General features: G+C 65.0%; 15 protein-coding genes and 1 pseudogene. 8 read left to right on the forward strand and 8 right to left on the reverse strand.

The features are described from left to right. Window positions 1-151: 151 nt before the first annotated feature. Window positions 152-1,558: an FAD-dependent oxidoreductase gene (locus ACFWO3_RS14030; RefSeq protein ID WP_378578373.1), complete on the reverse strand. Its 1,407-nt coding sequence runs from the start codon at window positions 1,556-1,558 to the stop codon at window positions 152-154. A 188-nt stretch (window positions 1,559-1,746) separates the two neighbouring features. On the opposite strand from ACFWO3_RS14030, the gene ACFWO3_RS14035 reads away from it, so the two are divergent. The 3 genes from ACFWO3_RS14035 to ACFWO3_RS14045 all read left to right on the forward strand — a co-directional run bounded on the left by ACFWO3_RS14035 (window position 1,747) and on the right by ACFWO3_RS14045 (window position 3,907). Further along, a complete protein-coding gene (locus ACFWO3_RS14035; RefSeq protein WP_378578375.1) occupies window positions 1,747-2,184 on the forward strand; it encodes a hypothetical protein in 438 nt (145 codons plus the stop codon). A gap of 65 nt (window positions 2,185-2,249) precedes the next feature. Next, window positions 2,250-2,669 carry a rhodanese-like domain-containing protein gene (locus tag ACFWO3_RS14040; protein ID WP_378578377.1) on the forward strand — a complete coding sequence of 140 codons (420 nt, stop codon included), beginning with the start codon at window positions 2,250-2,252 and terminating at the stop codon, window positions 2,667-2,669. Beyond that, the gene (locus tag ACFWO3_RS14045) at window positions 2,654-3,907 is read left to right on the forward strand and encodes an O-succinylhomoserine sulfhydrylase (protein ID WP_378578801.1); all 1,254 of its coding nucleotides are present in this window, start codon (window positions 2,654-2,656) and stop codon (window positions 3,905-3,907) included. Before ACFWO3_RS14040 ends, ACFWO3_RS14045 begins: the two co-directional genes overlap by 16 nt. A 24-nt stretch (window positions 3,908-3,931) precedes the next feature. On the opposite strand, the gene ACFWO3_RS14050 is transcribed toward ACFWO3_RS14045, so the two are convergent. The 3 genes from ACFWO3_RS14050 to ACFWO3_RS14060 all read right to left on the reverse strand — a co-directional run bounded on the left by ACFWO3_RS14050 (window position 3,932) and on the right by ACFWO3_RS14060 (window position 6,544). Further along, complete coding sequence (locus tag ACFWO3_RS14050) at window positions 3,932-4,705, reverse strand: HAD-IIA family hydrolase (protein WP_378578805.1); 774 nt, start codon at window positions 4,703-4,705, stop codon at window positions 3,932-3,934. A 98-nt stretch (window positions 4,706-4,803) separates the two neighbouring features. Beyond that, entirely contained in the window at window positions 4,804-5,571 is a 768-nt protein-coding gene (locus ACFWO3_RS14055) for a sulfite exporter TauE/SafE family protein (RefSeq protein ID WP_378578379.1), read from the reverse strand. Between the two features lie 22 nt (window positions 5,572-5,593). Beyond that, window positions 5,594-6,544 (reverse strand): alpha/beta hydrolase, encoded by a 951-nt coding sequence (locus tag ACFWO3_RS14060; protein ID WP_378578382.1) that lies wholly within the window; start codon window positions 6,542-6,544, stop codon window positions 5,594-5,596. An 84-nt stretch (window positions 6,545-6,628) separates the two neighbouring features. On the opposite strand from ACFWO3_RS14060, the gene ACFWO3_RS14065 reads away from it, so the two are divergent. The 4 genes from ACFWO3_RS14065 to ACFWO3_RS14080 all read left to right on the forward strand — a co-directional run bounded on the left by ACFWO3_RS14065 (window position 6,629) and on the right by ACFWO3_RS14080 (window position 11,389). Beyond that, a complete protein-coding gene (locus ACFWO3_RS14065) occupies window positions 6,629-6,970 on the forward strand; it encodes a YidH family protein (RefSeq protein ID WP_378578385.1) in 342 nt (113 codons plus the stop codon). Window positions 6,971-7,009: 39 nt separating this feature from the next. Continuing rightward, window positions 7,010-8,020, forward strand: coding sequence for a glucose-6-phosphate dehydrogenase (coenzyme-F420) (fgd, locus tag ACFWO3_RS14070; protein WP_378578388.1), 1,011 nt, complete (start codon window positions 7,010-7,012; stop codon window positions 8,018-8,020). Between the two features lie 64 nt (window positions 8,021-8,084). Next, complete coding sequence (pta, locus tag ACFWO3_RS14075; RefSeq protein WP_378578390.1) at window positions 8,085-10,175, forward strand: phosphate acetyltransferase; 2,091 nt, start codon at window positions 8,085-8,087, stop codon at window positions 10,173-10,175. Next, window positions 10,172-11,389: an acetate kinase gene (locus ACFWO3_RS14080; RefSeq protein ID WP_378578393.1), complete on the forward strand. Its 1,218-nt coding sequence runs from the start codon at window positions 10,172-10,174 to the stop codon at window positions 11,387-11,389. Before pta ends, ACFWO3_RS14080 begins: the two co-directional genes overlap by 4 nt. 6 nt (window positions 11,390-11,395) lie before the next feature. Here ACFWO3_RS14080 and ACFWO3_RS14085 read toward each other — a convergent pair whose 3' ends face one another. Genes ACFWO3_RS14085 through ACFWO3_RS14095 form a run of 3 tightly spaced genes read right to left on the reverse strand, consistent with a single transcriptional unit; the run spans window position 11,396 to window position 16,028 of the window. Next, a complete protein-coding gene (locus tag ACFWO3_RS14085; RefSeq protein WP_378578395.1) occupies window positions 11,396-13,681 on the reverse strand; it encodes a tetratricopeptide repeat protein in 2,286 nt (761 codons plus the stop codon). Window positions 13,682-13,683: 2 nt separating this feature from the next. Then, complete coding sequence (locus ACFWO3_RS14090; protein WP_378578397.1) at window positions 13,684-14,676, reverse strand: glutamate ABC transporter substrate-binding protein; 993 nt, start codon at window positions 14,674-14,676, stop codon at window positions 13,684-13,686. Continuing rightward, window positions 14,673-16,028, reverse strand: coding sequence for a hypothetical protein (locus tag ACFWO3_RS14095; RefSeq protein WP_378578399.1), 1,356 nt, complete (start codon window positions 16,026-16,028; stop codon window positions 14,673-14,675). Before ACFWO3_RS14095 ends, ACFWO3_RS14090 begins: the two co-directional genes overlap by 4 nt. A 151-nt stretch (window positions 16,029-16,179) precedes the next feature. On the opposite strand from ACFWO3_RS14095, the pseudogene ACFWO3_RS14100 reads away from it, so the two are divergent. After that, a pseudogene (locus ACFWO3_RS14100) lies at window positions 16,180-16,647 on the forward strand (NUDIX domain-containing protein); the annotation flags it as partial. A 70-nt stretch (window positions 16,648-16,717) separates the two neighbouring features. Here the strand turns inward: ACFWO3_RS14100 and thiE are convergent. Next, window positions 16,718-17,428: a thiamine phosphate synthase gene (gene thiE, locus ACFWO3_RS14105; RefSeq protein WP_378578401.1), complete on the reverse strand. Its 711-nt coding sequence runs from the start codon at window positions 17,426-17,428 to the stop codon at window positions 16,718-16,720. Window positions 17,429-17,439 lie beyond the last annotated feature (11 nt).

Genomic DNA, 17,439 nt, shown 5'->3' on the forward strand with positions numbered 1-17,439 from the left:
ACTCACTCAACGGGCGACCCCGTCAAACGCTAGGCTGGCGCACACCAACGCAAGCGTTCAACGAGCTCGTTGCATCCGCCACTTGAAACCGCCTGAATCGAACCGGTGTGACATTGGTCGGATCAGGTCAGGCCGTGTCGGGCCCGGACACTCAAGCCTTGTCGGGCTCGGACGCCTTGAGCATGTCGTGACGCTCGACGACCTTGATCCGCTCGCGGCCCTCGGGCTCGCCGAGGCTGCGCTCGTGGGCGTCGAGGCGGTACCAGCCCTGCCAGGTGGTGTACGGAACCTGCTTGTTCTCGAGGAACTCGATGATCGCGTCCTCGGCGGGGTTGGTCGGCTCGGCGAAGTCCGCTGCGTCTTCGAGGAGATTGGCGACCGTCTCGTTGGCATCGCCCTTGGTGTGGCCGATGAGGCCGACGGGGCCACGCTTGATCCAACCGGTGACGTAGGTGGCCTTCATGAACCGGGCGGCGCCCTCGGCGGTGTCGTCGGCGATGACGCGACCGGCTTCGTTCGGGACGGTGCCCGCCTGCTCGTCGAACGGCAGCTTCGCGATGTTCTGCGACAGGTAGCCGACGGCGCGGTACACGGCCTGGACGTCCCAGTCGTTGAACTTGCCGGTGCCCTTGACGTTGCCGGTGCCGTCGAGCTGGGTGCGCTCGGTGCGCAGGCCGACGACCCTGCCGTCCTCACCGAGAACCTCGGTGGGCGACTCGAAGAAGTGCAGGAACAGCTTGTGCGGGCGGCTTCCCACGTCGCGGATGGCCCAGTCCTGGAGGGTGTTGGCGACCATGTCCACCTGCTTGGAGTTGCGGCGGGCGGTCTCGGAACCCTCGTCGTAATCGATGTCCTCGGGGTCGACGATGACCTCGATGGTGGGCGAATGATCGAGTTCGCGCAGTTCGAGCGGGGTGAACTTCGCCTGCGCCGGTCCGCGGCGGCCGAACACGTGGACCTCGAGAGCCTTGTTGGCCTTTAGGCCCTCGTATACGTTCGCGGGGATTTCGGTGGGGAGGAGTTCGTCGCCGGTCTTCGCGAGGACACGGGCGATGTCGAGTGCGACGTTGCCGACGCCGAGCACTGCGACCTTCTCGGCTTCGAGCGGCCAGGTGCGTGGGACGTCTGGGTGGCCGTCGTACCAGGACACGAAGTCGGCGGCGCCGTAGCTGCCGTCGAGGTCGATGCCCGGGATGTTGAGTGCGCGGTCGGCGTTGGCTCCGGTCGAGAAGATCACCGCATCGTAGAAGCTGTGCAGATCCTCGAGCGTGATGTCGGATCCGTAGTCGATGTTGCCGAGCAGACGCACGTTCGGCTTGTCGAGCACCTTGTGCAGGGCCGTCACGATGCCCTTGATCCGCGGGTGATCGGGGGCGACGCCGTAGCGGATCAGACCGAAGGGTGCGGGCATCCGTTCGAACAGATCGATGCTGACGTCTGCGTCGGATTTCATGAGGGCGTCGGCGGCGTAGATGCCGGCGGGGCCGGCACCGACGATTGCAACGCGCAAGGCGCGGGCCTGCGCGGACGCAGCTTCCGAACGAGTCTGATCAGTCATCTGGAGCGAACTACCTTCTGATGGGCGACAAGTTGTGCACAGTAAACAAAGCCCAGCCTAATAGGATTGGCCGATTCTGCGGTAGGTGGGTTTCGATTGAGCCCCCACAAATCGGGCTTGTGATGTGCACCGTGGGAGGTGGTGCACCCGTCGATACAATCGCTGTCGTCACGACCCGAAGGGAAGTCATGTCCGACTCGAGTGGATCATCCGAACATGATCCGGGAGAAGATCCCAGGCGCGTCACCGCCACCCCGTTTCTCGCCGCGGTGGCGATCGTCACGCTGGTGATCGTCGGCATCTTCGTCGCCGGCTGGATCTCGCCGGCCGACGAGAACGTCACCGAGTCCGACCGCATCAACCGCGCCGTCGCCGACTACGTGCAGGCGCACAATCACAACGATTCGGACCTGTTGGACACGCTCGTGTGTGAGAACTATTCGGAAGATCGTGCGCCCGTCGCCGGTCGCGACGGTGAGATCGAGGTAGCTGGCGTCGACGAAGCCGAGGTCAACGGCGACCGTGCTCGGGCACAGGTGCGGATCAACGCTTCCGACGACAAGGGCGAGACCACCGACACGTGGGAACTGACCCGCGACGGCGACAAGTGGGTCATCTGCAACTGACGGCGGGAAGACCGTGCCGACCGCCCGCGCAGGCGAGCTTTCGGCGCCTGTGGAAAGCTGGTCGTGTGAGTTACGCAGGCGACATAACGCCGGAGCACGCTTGGGAGCTGCTCCGCGACAACCCTGACGCCGTTCTCGTAGATGTGCGCACGGACGCCGAATGGCGGTACGTGGGAGTCCCGGACCTCGAGTCTTTGGGCCGCAGAACCGTCCTGGTCGAGTGGGTGGGATACCCGACTGGCGCGCGCAACGACAACTTCGTCGATCAGCTGAAAGAGGCAGGAATCACGGGCGGCGAATCCGCGCCGGTGGTCTTTCTGTGTCGCTCGGGTCAGCGATCGATCGGTGCGGCAGTATCAGCAACGGCGGCAGGAATCGGTCCGTCGTACAACGTGCTCGACGGTTTCGAAGGCGCACTCGACGCCGACGGACACCGGGGAGCTGTGGGTTGGCGGGCAGTCGGCCTGCCGTGGAGGCAGTCGTGAGCAAGAACATTCCCCAGGGCGGCGCGTTCGAGAGCGAGCTTCCCGAGGACGTAGGACTGGGCACGATCAGTGTGCGCGGTGGGACGCTGCGATCGGGATTCGAGGAGACGTCCGAGGCGCTGTTCCTCAACTCGGGGTTCGTCTTCGAGAGTGCGCGTGCCGCCGAGGCTTCGTTCACCGGCGACCTCGACCACTTCGTCTACTCCCGCTACGGCAACCCCACGGTCAAGATGTTCGAGGAACGGCTGCGGCTCATCGACGGCGCGGAAGCCGCCTTCGGTACCTCGAGCGGCATGTCCGCGGTGTTCACCGCACTGGGCGCGCTACTCGGCGCCGGTGACCGTCTGGTCGCAGCCCGAAGCCTCTTCGGGTCGTGCTTCGTGGTGTGCAACGAGATCCTCCCGCGCTGGGGAGTCGAGACGGTCTTCGTCGACGGCGACGACCTCGAGCAGTGGGAGGAAGCGCTTTCGGTTCCGACCACGGCCGTGTTCTTCGAGACCCCGTCGAATCCGATGCAGTCACTCGTCGACGTTCCGCGCGTCGTCGAAATGGCGCATGCTGCCGACGCGAAGGTGGTGCTGGACAACGTGTTTGCCACGCCCCTGTTGCAGCGCAGTTTCGAGCTGGGCGCGGACGTCGTCGTGTACTCGGGGACCAAGCACATCGACGGCCAGGGCCGCGTGCTCGGCGGTGCGATCCTCGGAAGCCAGGAGTACATCGACGGCCCGGTGCAGAACTTGATGCGGCATACCGGGCCGGCTTTGAGTCCGTTCAATGCATGGACCCTTCTCAAGGGTCTCGAGACGATGCCGATCAGGATTCGCCACTCGGTCGACTCGGCGCTGCAGATCGCGAAGTTCCTCGAGGGCCACGACGCTATCGAGTGGGTGCGTTACCCGTACCTGGAGTCGCATCCGCAGTACGAACTCGCCAAGAGACAGATGAGCGGTGGTGGAACTGTCGTCACGTTCTCGGTGAAGGGTGACGGCGACGTCGCGAAGAAGCGGGCGTTCGACGTTCTGGATGGATTGAGTCTGGTCAACATCTCGAACAACCTGGGCGATTCGAAGTCTCTGATCACCCACCCGGCCACCACGACGCACCGCGCGATGGGCCCGGAAGGGCGTGCGGCAGTGGGGATCACGGACGGTGTGGTGCGTGTTTCGGTCGGCCTCGAAGAGCCTGTCGACCTGCTGAACGACTTCGACCGCGCACTCACAGGCGCTCCGCGCCTGTGAGTGGTTGACGAGTCCCTGGACTCGCTAACCACTCACAGGGGTGAAGGGGTGGGCAGTACGGCCGACCAGATCGGCCACGGAGGTCAGCACCGCGGTGGGCCGGTATGGGTAGCGTTCGACGGACTCGCGGGTGGAGATGCCCGTGAGGACGAGGATGGTCTGTAATCCCGCCTCGAGACCGCACACGATGTCTGTGTCCATGCGATCGCCGATCATCAGGGTGTGCTCCGAATGCGCACCGATCTCGCGCAGCGCGGACCTCATCATGAGTGCATTCGGCTTGCCCACGTAGTACGGATCGCGTCCCGTCGCCCGGCTGATGAGCGCGGCGACGGAGCCGGTGGCGGGTAGTGACCCGTCGCGGGACGGCCCGGTCGGATCGGGGTTGGTGGCGATGAACCGCGCGCCCCGTTCGACCAGACGAATCGCGGTGGTGATCGCCTCGAAGGAATAGGTACGGGTTTCGCCGAGGACCACGTAGTCGGGGTCGTTCTCGGTCAGGACGTAGCCGATGTCGTGCAGGGCGGTGGTCAGGCCCGATTCGCCGACGACATACGCACTGCCGTTGGGCCGTTGACTCGCCAGGAAGGTGGCGGTGGCCAGGGCCGAGGTCCAGATCGACTTCTCCGGGATGTCCAGGCCCGACTGCAGCAGTCGGGCCCGCAGGTCTCGCGGGGTGCGGATCGAGTTGTTGGTGAGGACGACGAACGGCGTTTCGGTCTCCCGGAGTTCGATGATGAGTTCGTCGGCTCCCGGGACGAGATGCTCCTCGTGGACGAGGACACCGTCCATGTCCATGAGGTATGTCCAGCCGGGGTTCTCTTCGCTTCCGCCCATGCACGCCATTATGCGACAGCACCCGAGGTTGCGTGACGGCTCCAAGCCAGGCTGACGAGTCAGCCGAGAAGTCGCCACAGGCCGATGAGGCCGACGACGACGATGGTCCCACGCAGGACGGGAGGCGACATTCGGCGTCCGTACCTGGCGCCGATCACGCCACCCACCAGGGAACCGATCGCGATCAAGCCTGCCGCAGCCCAGTTGATCCGGTCGAACGCGACGAAGGTGAACGCCAGTGCCGCAACGACGTTGACGACGAGTGCGAGAAGATTCTTGGCGGCGTTCATGCGCTGGAGACTCTCGGGCAGGATCGCACCCATCACACCCATCAACAGGATTCCCTGCGCGGCCGTGAAGTAGCCGCCGTAGACGCCGACGAGGAAGGTTCCCATCGTCAGGAGCGTCAGCCGCAGCGGACCGAGCCCCGCCTCGACGTCGGCGCGCTTCTTCGCCCATTTCTGAATTCGGGGTTGGAGGACGACCAGCACCAGCGCCAGAACAAGCAGAACCGGCACGACCGTCGCGAACACCGTCTCCGGCAGGTGAAGGAGCAGCCACGACCCGAGAACAGCGCCCAGCAGAGATGCCGGAATCTGCCAACGGAGCCGGTCGAGCTGTCCGGACAGTTCGCGTCGATACCCCCAGGTTGCGGAGACACCGCCCGCGACGAGTCCGACGGCATTCGACATCGTTGCGGTGACCGGAGGGAATCCGAAAGCCACGAGCGTGGGGAACGTGATCAATGTGCCACTGCCGACGACGGCGTTGATCGCACCCGCGCCCAACCCGGCGACGAGGATGCCGACAACTTCGAGTGGAGTCACAGCCTGGACACTAACGGGGGAGTCAGGCCCCGATTGCACCGCCTATGACCGACCAGGATTCACGGAGCTCGGACTCGAACAGCCCCCAGGAGTGCGAACCCTGCGACACGTAGTGGAACGTCGCCGGAATACCGAGCGAAGCGAGTCTGGCCTGGAAAGCGCCGGTGCACACGCCGGACACCAGCTCGACGACGCTGCCGCCGATGGTCTGCGGGACGACGAGAGCTGGGTTGTGGTTGTCGATCGGGCCCGGAACACCGTTTCCGCTCGAGACGAACAGTGCTGTTCCGCGTAGGCGTTCCGCGTTCACCATCGGATCGTGTACGCGCCACAACGGATCGATCATCGAACCCCACATGTTCGTGGCGTTGCCGCCGCCACGGAGTTCGACCATGGACCGAACCATCGCTTGCCCGATCACGCCACTGGTATTGGCGCAGCCGCTGTACGAGCCGACCGCCCGGTACATGCCCGGCGCCTGGGTTGCGAGATCGAGGACCGAACTGCCGGCCATGGACACCCCGCCGATCGCATTGACTCCGTTGGCTCCGAGCCTGCTCTCGATCGCAGCGGGTAGTTCCCTGGTCAGGTAGGTCTGCCACTGGTTGCGGCCGAGGACTGGATCGTCCGCGAGCCAGTCGGTGTACATGCTGTACTCGCCGCCCACCGGCATCACGACGTTGACGTGCTTGTCGTCGAAGAAGTCACGGACGTTCGTATTGTTGAACCAGGAGATTCCGTCGGTGCCCCCGCCGATTCCGGTGAGGAGATAGAACGTGGGTGCGCTGCCGCCGCCTGCCGGGGTGATGACGTCGTTGGGGATCCAGCGCCCCATCGACGGCGAATACACGTCGATGCGCATGATCTGCGATTGCGCCGACGCGGACGGTGCGGCAACCAACGCCCAGACGAGGGACAGCACCATGAGCGCGGGAATGCTCAGAACCCGAAGTCTCGACGGCCTTGTGCGCATGGCGCCCCCTGTTCCTCGTGTGAATCTCACGCTAGACCGGTCGAGCACGGCCCCGACGAACATTTCGGTGTCAGTATGGGAAACGTGACGGAACCGGAACGTCCCGACGAACGATTCACACTCGCGAGCGAACGCACCTTTCTCGCCTGGATGCGCAGTTCCCTGGCACTGCTTGCCGGTGGCATCGCCATGATGCATCTCATCCCGGGGTTCAGCACCGGCTGGGTGCGCACCCTTCTCGGGCTCGTGCTGATCGCGCTGGCCGGGTTGGCCGCACTCGTCGGAATGCGTCGTTGGCGGCAGGTCGAGAAGGCGCTTCGCGACGGATCTCCGATGCCGCGCCCACACGAGATGTGGCTCTTCTCGGTGAGCTTGATCGCGGTGGCGGTAGGTGCGGGTATCGCCAGCGTCGTCGCTGCGTTCTAGTGTGCAGGCAGGAGAACGACCGACGGACAGGAGCACACGGTGGCGCAGGAACTGAAGCTCGGATACAAGGCCTCGGCGGAGCAGTTCGGTCCGCGAGAACTGGTGGAACTGGGTGTCCTCGCGGAGGCACACGGCATGGATTCGGCCACCGTGTCCGATCATTTCCAACCCTGGCGTCACGAAGGTGGGCACGCGCCCTTCTCGATCGCCTGGATGACCGCGGTCGGTGAGCGCACCGAGCGGCTTCAGCTCGGGACCTCGGTGATGACGCCGACCTTCCGCTACAACCCCGCCGTCATCGCACAGGCGTTCGCGACGATGGGATGCCTGTACCCGGGCCGAGTGATGCTCGGCGTCGGCACCGGTGAAGCACTCAACGAGATCGCCACGGGATTCGACGGGCCTTGGCCGGAATTCAAGGAGCGATTCGCCCGGCTCCGGGAATCGGTGCGACTCATGCGTGAACTCTGGCTGGGTGATCGCGTCGACTTCGAAGGTGACTACTACACGACCCGGGGCGCCTCGATCTACGACGTTCCCGAAGGTGGAATCCCCGTCTACATCGCCGCAGGCGGGCCCGTTGTCGCGCGCTACGCGGGGCGCGCGGGTGACGGTTTCATCTGCACGTCCGGCAAGGGCATGGAGCTCTACAACGACAAGTTGCTGCCGGCAGTTGCCGAGGGGGCGGCGAAGGCAGAACGCGATGTCGCCGAGGTCGACAAGATGATCGAGATCAAGATCTCCTACGACACCGACCCGGACAAGGCGTTGGAGAACACCAGGTTCTGGGCGCCGCTGTCACTGACGCCCGAGCAGAAGCACAGCATCGACGACCCGATCGAGATGGAGAAGGCCGCCGATGCACTGCCGATCGAGCAGGTCGCGAAGCGGTGGATCGTCGCGTCCGACCCGGATCAGGCCGTCGACCTGATCAAGCCGTACCTGGATGCGGGACTCAACCACCTCGTGTTCCACGCGCCCGGCAATGATCAGCGGCGATTCCTCGATCTCTTCGAGCGCGACCTGGCCCCGCGGCTCCGCCGCCTGTGAGTGGTTAGCGAGTCTCTGCACTCGCCAACCACTCACGGGGCGGAGCCCCGTTATGGTGGTGCACATGCCTGCCGCATCCGTGAACGGAACCGTGTCGAGTGTGTACATCGCCTCCCCGGAAGGCGATACCGGAAAGTCGACGATTGCACTGGGTGTCCTCCAGATGCTGTGCGCGTCGGCAGCGCGGGTCGGTGTTTTTCGGCCGATCGCGCGATCGACCGATGAACCCGACTACATCCTCGAGCTCCTGCTCGAACAGACGACAGCCGATCTGAGCTACGAACAGACCGTCGGCGTCAGCTACGAGCAGGTGCACGCGGACCCGGAGGGTGCGCTCAGCGAGATCGTCTCCAAGTACCACGAAGTGGCCGATCACTGCGATGCCGTCGTGATCGTCGGTAGCGACTACACCGATGTCGGCAGCCCCAGTGAGCTTGGATTCAATGCGCGCATCGCCGTGAATCTGGGATCCCCAGTGCTGCTCGCACTTCGCGGGGCGCGGCGCACCCCCGACGAGGTCGCACAGCTCGCACAAATGTGTGCGGGCGAACTGGCAACGCACCACGCGCACCTGCTCGCCGTTGTCGCCAACCGGTGCGATCCCGGCGACCTCGAGACGGTGAAGTCCGCCCTGGGGGCGCTCGACGTTCCGGCGTGGAGTCTGCCCGAGATTCCCCTCCTCGTCGCGCCGACGATGGCGGAGCTCCTCGAAGCGATCGACGGGTCGCTCTACAGCGGCGACCCCGAACTGCTGCACCGCGAGGCGCTGCACGTGATGGTCGGCGGCATGACGTCCGAACATATCCTCGAACGTCTCGTCGACGGTGAGGTCGTCATCGCCCCCGGTGACCGCTCGGACGTGCTGTTGGCACTGGTGAACGCGCACGAGGCCGAAGGTTTCCCCTCGCTTGCGGGAATCATCATGAACGGCGGACTCGAACCGCACCCGTCGATAGCTGCCCTGATGGAGGGTCTCAAACCTCGGTTGCCGATTCTCACAACCCAACTCGGCACCTTCGACACCGCCAACGCTGCGGCTCAGACTCGCGGTCGCGTTGCGGTCGGCTCGCAGCGCAAGGTCGACACGGCCCTCAGCCTGATGGAACAGCGCGTCGACTCGGCTGTGCTGCTCGACCGGCTGAAGGTGCAGATTCCGTCGGTCGTCACCCCACAGATGTTCGAATACCAGCTGATCGACCGCGCACGCGACGAACGCAAGCACATCGTCCTTCCCGAAGGTGGAGACGATCGGATTCTGCGGGCAGCGGGACGGCTCCTGCAGCGGCGTGTGGCGGACCTGACTCTGCTCGGTGAGGAAGCGAGCGTCCGCCGCCGTGCGGCAGAACTCGGTGTGGATCTGGCGGACGCCCAGGTCCTCGATCCGCGAGAATCCGACTACGGCGATCGGTTCGCCGAGGAGTACGCCCGCCTCCGCAAGCACAAGGGTATGACAGTCGAGCGCGCGCGGGAGACGATGCTCGACATCTCCTACTTCGGAACCATGATGGTGCACTTGGGAATTGCCGACGGAATGGTGTCCGGCGCGGCCCACACGACAGCTCACACCATCCGGCCGTCCTTCGAGATCATCAAGACGAAACCGGAAGTGTCGACGGTGTCGAGCATCTTCCTGATGTGTCTCGCGGACCGGGTTCTGGCCTATGGTGACTGCGCTGTGGTTCCCGATCCGACCGCAGAGCAGCTTGCGGACATCGCAATTTCTTCGGCCGAGACGTCTTCGCAGTTCGGTGTCGATCCGCGCATCGCGATGCTGTCCTATTCGACGGGCGACTCCGGTACCGGCGCCGACGTCGACAAGGTGCGCAAGGCAACCGAGTTGGTGCGTGAGCGCCGCTCCGACCTACTGGTGGAGGGCCCGATTCAGTACGACGCCGCAGTCGAACAGAGCGTCGCCGATCAGAAGATGCCGGGTTCGCGGGTCGCCGGTAAAGCCACCGTGTTCGTGTTTCCGGACCTGAACACCGGTAACAACACGTACAAGGCCGTCCAGCGTAGTGCGGGAGCGATAGCGGTCGGACCGGTTCTGCAGGGACTCGACAAACCCGTCAACGACCTGTCGCGCGGAGCGCTGGTTCAGGACATCGTGAACACCGTCGCCATCACGGCGATTCAGGCTCAGGGAGTGGAGAAGTGAGCGAAGCGAGCAGGGCAACCGATGCAACGCAAGGCTCGGTCCTCGTCATCAACTCGGGCTCGTCCTCGATCAAGTTCCAGTTCGTCCATCCCGCCGACGGGAGCACTCCCGCTTCCGGATTGATCGAACGGATCGGTGAACCCGAAGGACGCATCGTCTTCCACCACAGTGGCGGCGACATCGAGCGGACGCTCGAGATACCCGACCACCGAGCGGGGCTGAAGATGTTGTCCGACATCGTGGCCGAGGTGGGGAGCCCACTGGACGAGTCCGGCATCATCGCCGTCGGGCACCGTATCGTGCACGGCGGCAAGGTCTTCTACGAGCCGACGTTGATCGACGACGAGGTGGTTCGCGAGATCGATCGACTGTCCTCGCTTGCGCCACTTCACAACCCGCCCAACGTGCTCGGGCTGGAGGTCGCCCGGGAAGAGTTGCCCGACGTACCGCACGTAGGTGTATTCGACACTGCGTTCTTCCACACGCTCCCCGCCGCCGCAGCCACCTACGCCATCGATCGTGACGTGACCAGAGAGCACGATATTCGGCGGTACGGATTCCACGGCACTTCGCACGAGTACGTGTCGGGGCGGGCGGCGGCGTTCCTCGACCGAGATCCGGCCGAGTTGAAGCAGATCGTCCTCCACCTCGGCAACGGGGCCTCGGCCTCGGCGATCGACGGGGGCACGGCAATCGACACCTCGATGGGGCTGACCCCCCTCGAGGGGCTGGTCATGGGTACCCGGTCCGGTGACATCGATCCCGGCATCGTGTTTCATCTTCGCCGCAGCGCGGGCCTACACGTCGACGAGATCGACAATCTGCTCAACCGGAAGTCCGGCCTCCTAGGCCTTTCCGGTGTGAACGATTTCCGTGCGCTGCGTGAGCTCGTCGAGAAGGGTGACGACGACGCGAAGTTGGCATACGACGTGTATGTGCACCGGTTGCGCCGATACATCGGGGCATACCTCGTCGAACTCGGCGGGGTGGACGTCGTCACCTTCACGGGCGGAGTGGGGGAGAACAACGTCGACGTTCGCCGGGACAGCCTCGCGGGACTCGAACGGTTGGGCATCGAGGTCGACGCTGCACGCAACGAGAACGGCGCCCGCGGTGAGCGGCGGATCTCGTCCGACGGCTCGTCCGTGGAGGTTCTGGTCATCCCCACCAACGAGGAACTGGCGATAGCCAGGGCGGCAGCGAAGTTCGTATGAGTCGGATCAGAGCAGGCTCTTGGGGCGGATGGCGTTCGCGAGATCGACCAGCGTGTAGCGGTGAGTGCGTTCGGGTGCGCTACGCGCAAGTGCGCGCAGACCGAACTCCGTGCCCTTGCGCAGGCCGCGTTCGGTGAACGGGACGCCCAGGATCGGTTCACGCCACTGCGAGGATGCGTGACCGGAACGGACCCAGTCGAGGGCGGTGCCGAGGACCAGGGTTCGCATCTGTAGTGCCCGGCTCTCCTCGGGTGGAAGCGATTCCACGCGTTCGGCGGCCTTGCGTAGCGTGGACTCGTCGATGTCTTCGATCGCACGTCCCGACAGGAGAGTGAGCACACCCGTCATGCCTGCGACGGTGTAGTGACGCGACGATGCGGGGACCTGATCGAGGGCGGCAAGGGCTTCGGAGGTGTTGCCGCGTTCGGTCAGGAGGCGGGCCAGTCCGAATGCCGCGCTGACGTTGTTGTGGTCGGTGTGCCACACCGTTCGGTAGTACCGTTCGGCGAAATCGTGCCATTGCTGCGGGTCGGAGCTTTCCCAGTGTTGCAGAATCAATTCTGCGGTGGCAGCCATCGCCAGCTTGGGTGCGGTCTCGCCCGGCATGGCGGTGAGGACGGCTTCGAAATGCGTGAACGCGGATTCGTACTCCTCGGCGAGAAGCTTTGCCGATCCGGCATACCAGTCGATCCGCCAGTTCCCACCCAGCTCGGATTCGAGCTCCGTCAGAAGTATTGCAGCTCGGGACGAATCACCAAGGTCCAGATACGCTTTCACTTCGGCCAGTCCAAGTTCGCGGGTGAACGACGTTCTGGCATTGCCGACCACCCGCTCGATGCCGTTCTCGCGGGCATGACGGATCGCATCGAGAGTCTGGTGCGGCTCGCTGTGCACGGCCGCGGTGAGGAGTTGGGCGTTGGGGTCGGAGGTGTCGATCAGCGGGACCGGAAGAGCTTGCGCCACAGACCGGGCCGTCAGGTTCTTGTCGCGGTCGACCCCGTCGACGTACACGTCGGTTTGTTCGACCGCCTCGTCCGTTCCGAACGAGGTCCTCTGCCGACTGAACACCGAGGACAACCCGGGATACTCGGAGCCGGTCTGTTCGGCAAGGATCTCACGGAGAACGCCGAGTAGCTGACCGCCGAGTTCCTCCGCAGAATCGAAGCGATTGTTCGGGTCCTCGTTGGTCGCGCGCAGCAGGAGGCGATGGAAGAACTCGTGACGAGCGAGGACCGGTTCGTCTTCGGGTGCGGGCAAACCGTCTCGGAGACGGCCCTTCTCGGCCGGCATGTCCATCGCGAGCACTGCCAGAGTGCGTCCGACCGTGAAGATGTCCGAGGCCACGGTCGGGCCCGTCGCCAGGATCTCCGGGGCTTGATAACCGGGCGTGCCGTACAGATACCCGTAGCCCCCGATGCCTGCCACGGCCCCGAGATCGATCAGCTTCAGCGAGTCCTCGGTGAACATGATGTTGTCGGGCTTGAGGTCGTTGTAGACCAGGCCGGTGGAGTGGAGGTAGCTCAGAGCCGGAAGGATTTCCAGAATGTAGGCGATTGCCTGTTCCACCGGGAGGCGTTCCGGCTTCGGGTGCTGCGCGAGGACGTCCTTCAACGAACTTCCGCCGACATACTCCATGACGATGTAACCCGTGGGTGTGCCATCGGACCGGGGATGTTCGACGAAGTTGAAGATCTTCACGATGCTCGGATGTGCGACCTCGGCGAGGAACTGGCGCTCCGCCACCGCCACCGCCTGTGCTTCGGCGTCACCGGAATGCAGGAGGCCTTTCAACACCACCCATCGGTCGCTGACGTTCCGGTCGATGGCGAGATATATCCACCCGAGGCCGCCGTGTGCCAGGCAGCCCTGAACCTCGTACTGACCCGCGACCAGGTCGCCAGTGGTGAGGGCGGGCCGAAAATCGAAGACCGCACCGCACTTCTCGCACACACCGTTGTCCACGGCGGGAGCGGTGGCGCTGGTGCGTCCGACGGGCCGGCTGCATTTCCAGCAGTACCTTTTGCCCTCGGCGACAGTGGGGTCCTTCATGACCGCGGCGATCGGATCGACCGTCGTCACGAGGGGAACCTCGACGAGCCCCCCGCCTATACGGAGTCGTTGACCGGACCGCGACATCGACGTGCGAACCGACCGGCCGGTGCTGTTGGTGCCCGGCGGCGAAGTGGGCAGGGACGCCCCGGATTCGGGGCCCGGTCGCTGAGTTGCCTGGGTGGCGTCCGCTGGTTCCGGTCGCTGCGCGGCCTGCGTCGTCCGATCGTCGTCTTCGGTCATGATCAGTCCTCGTAGACCGCGGTCGGTGGGCCCGCAGGTCGACCGAGAACGGAGAGCCAGCGGTCGTAGAGGCGCGTCCAAGTGCCGTCGCGTCGAATACGTTCGAGGGTCCCGTTGACGAAGCGCACCAGGTCTTCTCGTTCCTTGTTGATGCCCACGCCGTACGGTTCCTGTCCGATGCTTTCACCCACGATTTCGAGGTAGGGGTCCTGTGATGCGAGGCCGGCGAGGATCGTGTCGTCCGTGCTCACCGCGTCCACCTGGCGTTGTTGGAGGACGACGAGGCAGTCGGCCCACATGGGCACCGTGACGATCGTGGCCTCCGGCACCAGGTTCTGGAGCCGGGCCAGGGACGTCGTGCCGCGGGCCACGCAGACACGCTTGTCCGCCAGGTCGTCGATGTCTGTGATGCCCGAGCCTTTCACGACCAGAATGCGTTGGTGGGCTTCGAGATACTCCGTCGAGAATGCGACACGTTCGCGCCGCTCGCACGTGATGGTCATGGTCTTCACCACCACGTCCACCTTCGAATCCTGAAGTGCCTGTTCGCGATTGGCGGACGTGAGGATTCGAATATCGAGTCGGTCGGGGTCGCCGAAGAGATCGCGGGCGATTTCGTGTGCTATGTCGACGTCGAACCCGGCGACCGTTCCCGTTGCCGGGTCGCGGAAGCTCATCAGGTTGCTGCCCGTGTCCAACCCGACGACGAGCTTCCCGCGTGCCCGGATCTCCTCGACGTTCGGCAGGTTCGCGGCGTCCACGGAAACCGGACGCAGACTTGCCGTCGGTTCTTCGCAGTCCTTGTCGGTCGGGAGCGGGGACTCCGGGCGTGCCGCTGTGCTGGCACCGTTCGGGAGCGGTGGCTCGGTGTAGGAAAGGTCGGGTGTCTCGATGTGCACTGCATCGGGATGTCCGCATGCTCCGGTGAGGAGGGCGACGGCCGTGATCGCGGTCAACGCCAGTCGCCTCGACTGCCTCCTGTTCGTGGTCGTCATTGGTACTCCCGCAGACGAGGCCACAAACCGATGATGATCCCGCCGAAGGCGATGACGGCCAGGACCAACGCGCCGGGCGCGAGGGCGGTGAGCACGTTCGACCCGGTGGACAGCCGTGATCGGAGCTCGTGCCGAGCCTCGACGATTCCGTCGGTGATCGCGTCGTCCACCTCGGCGAACTGTGCGGCCGACTTGTTCGGGCCCACGCCCACAGTGATGTCTGCGGCGGTCTCGAAATCGCCTTCGGTGAAGGCGGCGTTCATGCGTTCGTGGGACTGCGCCCACAATTGCCTGGCCGACACTGCCCGCTCCGCCGATTCCGTACTGACGCCGATGTCGTTGCGGACATATGCCTCGAGTGTGGCGGTGAGGCGCTCCGCTTTGTCTCCGTACACGTCGTCGTAATTGCCGGCAGAGTCACGCCGGACGAGTTTCAAGGTCTCCTCCGCCCGGGCCTGCTGGGCGAGAATGCGGGCAGTCGTCAGTTCGTGCAGCGGCTCGGCGCCGTCGGAGAGTGCACGACGAACATCCATGGAGGACAGCAGACCGGCAACGAGCAACCACAGGAGCAGCAGTCCGAGCGCCGCCGAAGCCGAGATCAGTCCGAGGTTGAAGGTTCGGCGGGTCCGACGTGCCACGAGAACCTGACCGATCACGAGACCGATCAGGGCCACCACGAGAAGGACGATGGCGGGCCACGGCGGTAGCGAGAAGTCCCGCTGCGTGTCCGAGACGTTCGTTTCCTGCCTGGCATGCAGATCCTGGGCCATCGGTAGGAGACCGGTCTGCATCAGTGTCGATGCCTCTGTCAGATAGGCGGCCCCGACAGGATGCCCGGCGCGGTTGTTCGCACGCGCTGTCTCGACAAGACCGGTGTAAACGGTGAAATCGCTCGAAATCGAGGCGAGCAGACGCCGGCTGTCCGCATCGTCGTCTGCCAGACCTGCGGCTGCATACACGAGTTCGGCCGAGGCGACGCCCACCGTCTGGGTATACCTGTTCCGAACGTCTTCAGGCTCGATCCCGCCCGAGATGAAACCTGTCGTTGCGGCGGCATCGGCGACGGAAAGTGCGCCGTAGAGATCCTGCGCCGAATTGGCCAACGGTTCCGTCTCGGCGAGCGAGGTTTCGAGGGTGGACTGCCTACTCTCGACCGAGTTCGCCGTGACCACGCCGGCGGAGAGGGTCAGCATCGCGAGCACCGCTCCGAGAGCAGTCAACCGTGCGGGCGTGGAGAACAGGAAGGCGCGGAGTTCGCGTCGTCGGAGCGCAGTGGGGTCGTCGACCTCCTCTCCCGTGGACACGGCTTCGTTGCCGTGCGGTTCGATCGACGGTGCCTCACGCAGAATCACGGCGCACCCCCTCTCGTTCGTCCGCCTCACAGGGAGCATATAAGCAGCAGGCGACCGCGCACCGTGATCGTCGTGTCCCGGGCACGATCGGCGAGGTCGGCTAGGGTGTGGTCACAGCTGAGAGATGCGCGAAGTCGGACAGGGGTAGTCGATGCGTGGTGACGGTGACGGTTGGGCGACGGGCCCGGACGGAAGTCGTCACTGGGGAAAGCACGGTGCTGCGGGACTTCTACTGCGCGCACCCGCCGCCGACGGTTCTCCGACGGTACTCCTGCAGCACCGCGCCGAATGGAGTCATCAGGGTGGAACGTGGGCACTGCCCGGCGGTGCCCGCGACAGTCACGAGACCACCACGCACGCTGCAGTCCGTGAGGCAGAAGAAGAAACCGGCATAGAAGTAGCCGTCATCACGGTGCGCGAAGAGATCGTCACCATGCGTGTCGACAGCGGGTGGAGCTACACCACCGTCATCGCCGATGTGGAGCACCAGCTCGAGACCGTCCCCAACCGGGAGAGCACGGAGTTGCGCTGGGTTCGTGAAGACGAGGTCGGCATGCTGCCGCTTCACCCCGGGTTCGAGGCCGCTTGGCCGCAACTGCGCGAGATGATGCTGCGCATTCCGCCAGCGTCCGGCGTCGATCGCTGACCGACCGGTCGGTCCGGGCGACCCGTTCGTCCGGGCGGGGTGCTCAGGCCCCGGCGTTGCTCCGCAGTCTTTCGCTCAACGACCGAGCCGCTTCCTGCGGGTCGTCGGCTGCCGTGATGGCGCGGACCACGACGATCCGGTCGGCGCCCGCGGCCAGAACCTCGGGCAGGCGCTCCTCGTCGATGCCGCCGATCGCGAACCAGGGACGGTTCGGCTGCGCGTCCGCGGTCGAGCGAACCAGATCGAGGCCCGCAGCGGTGCGCCCCGGCTTGGTGGGGGTCGCCCACAGTGGCCCGGTGCAGAAGTAGTCGACACCTTCTTCGATGGCAGCGAGGCCGGCCTGGGCCCTGTTGTGCGTGGAACGGCCGATCAGAACGTCCGATCCGACGACGTCGCGCGCGTACGGGACCGGCAGGTCGCCCTGACCGAGATGAAGGATGTCGGCGTCGGCGGCGCGCGCCAGGTCTGCTCGATCGTTCACCGCGACGAGTGCGCCGTGTCTACGGGCCGCGCTCGCGATCACGGACAGGGCGATGAGCTCGTCCTTCGCGTCCAGCGGACCGAATTCGCGTTCGCCGGCCGAACCCTTGTCGCGAAGCTGGATGATGTCGACACCACCTGCGAGAGCGGCCTCGGCGAACTGGGCCAGGTCGCCCTTCTCGCGTCGCGCGTCGGTGCACAGGTACAACCGGGAGGCGGCGAGTCGGGAGCGGCGATTCGTGTCGTTGCTGCGGTGTGGGCGCGTCACAGCCATGACGGTAACCT

It is taken from the genome of Rhodococcus sp. NPDC058521 (assembly GCF_042719695.1).
Taxonomy (GTDB): Bacteria; Actinomycetota; Actinomycetes; order Mycobacteriales; family Mycobacteriaceae; genus Rhodococcus_F.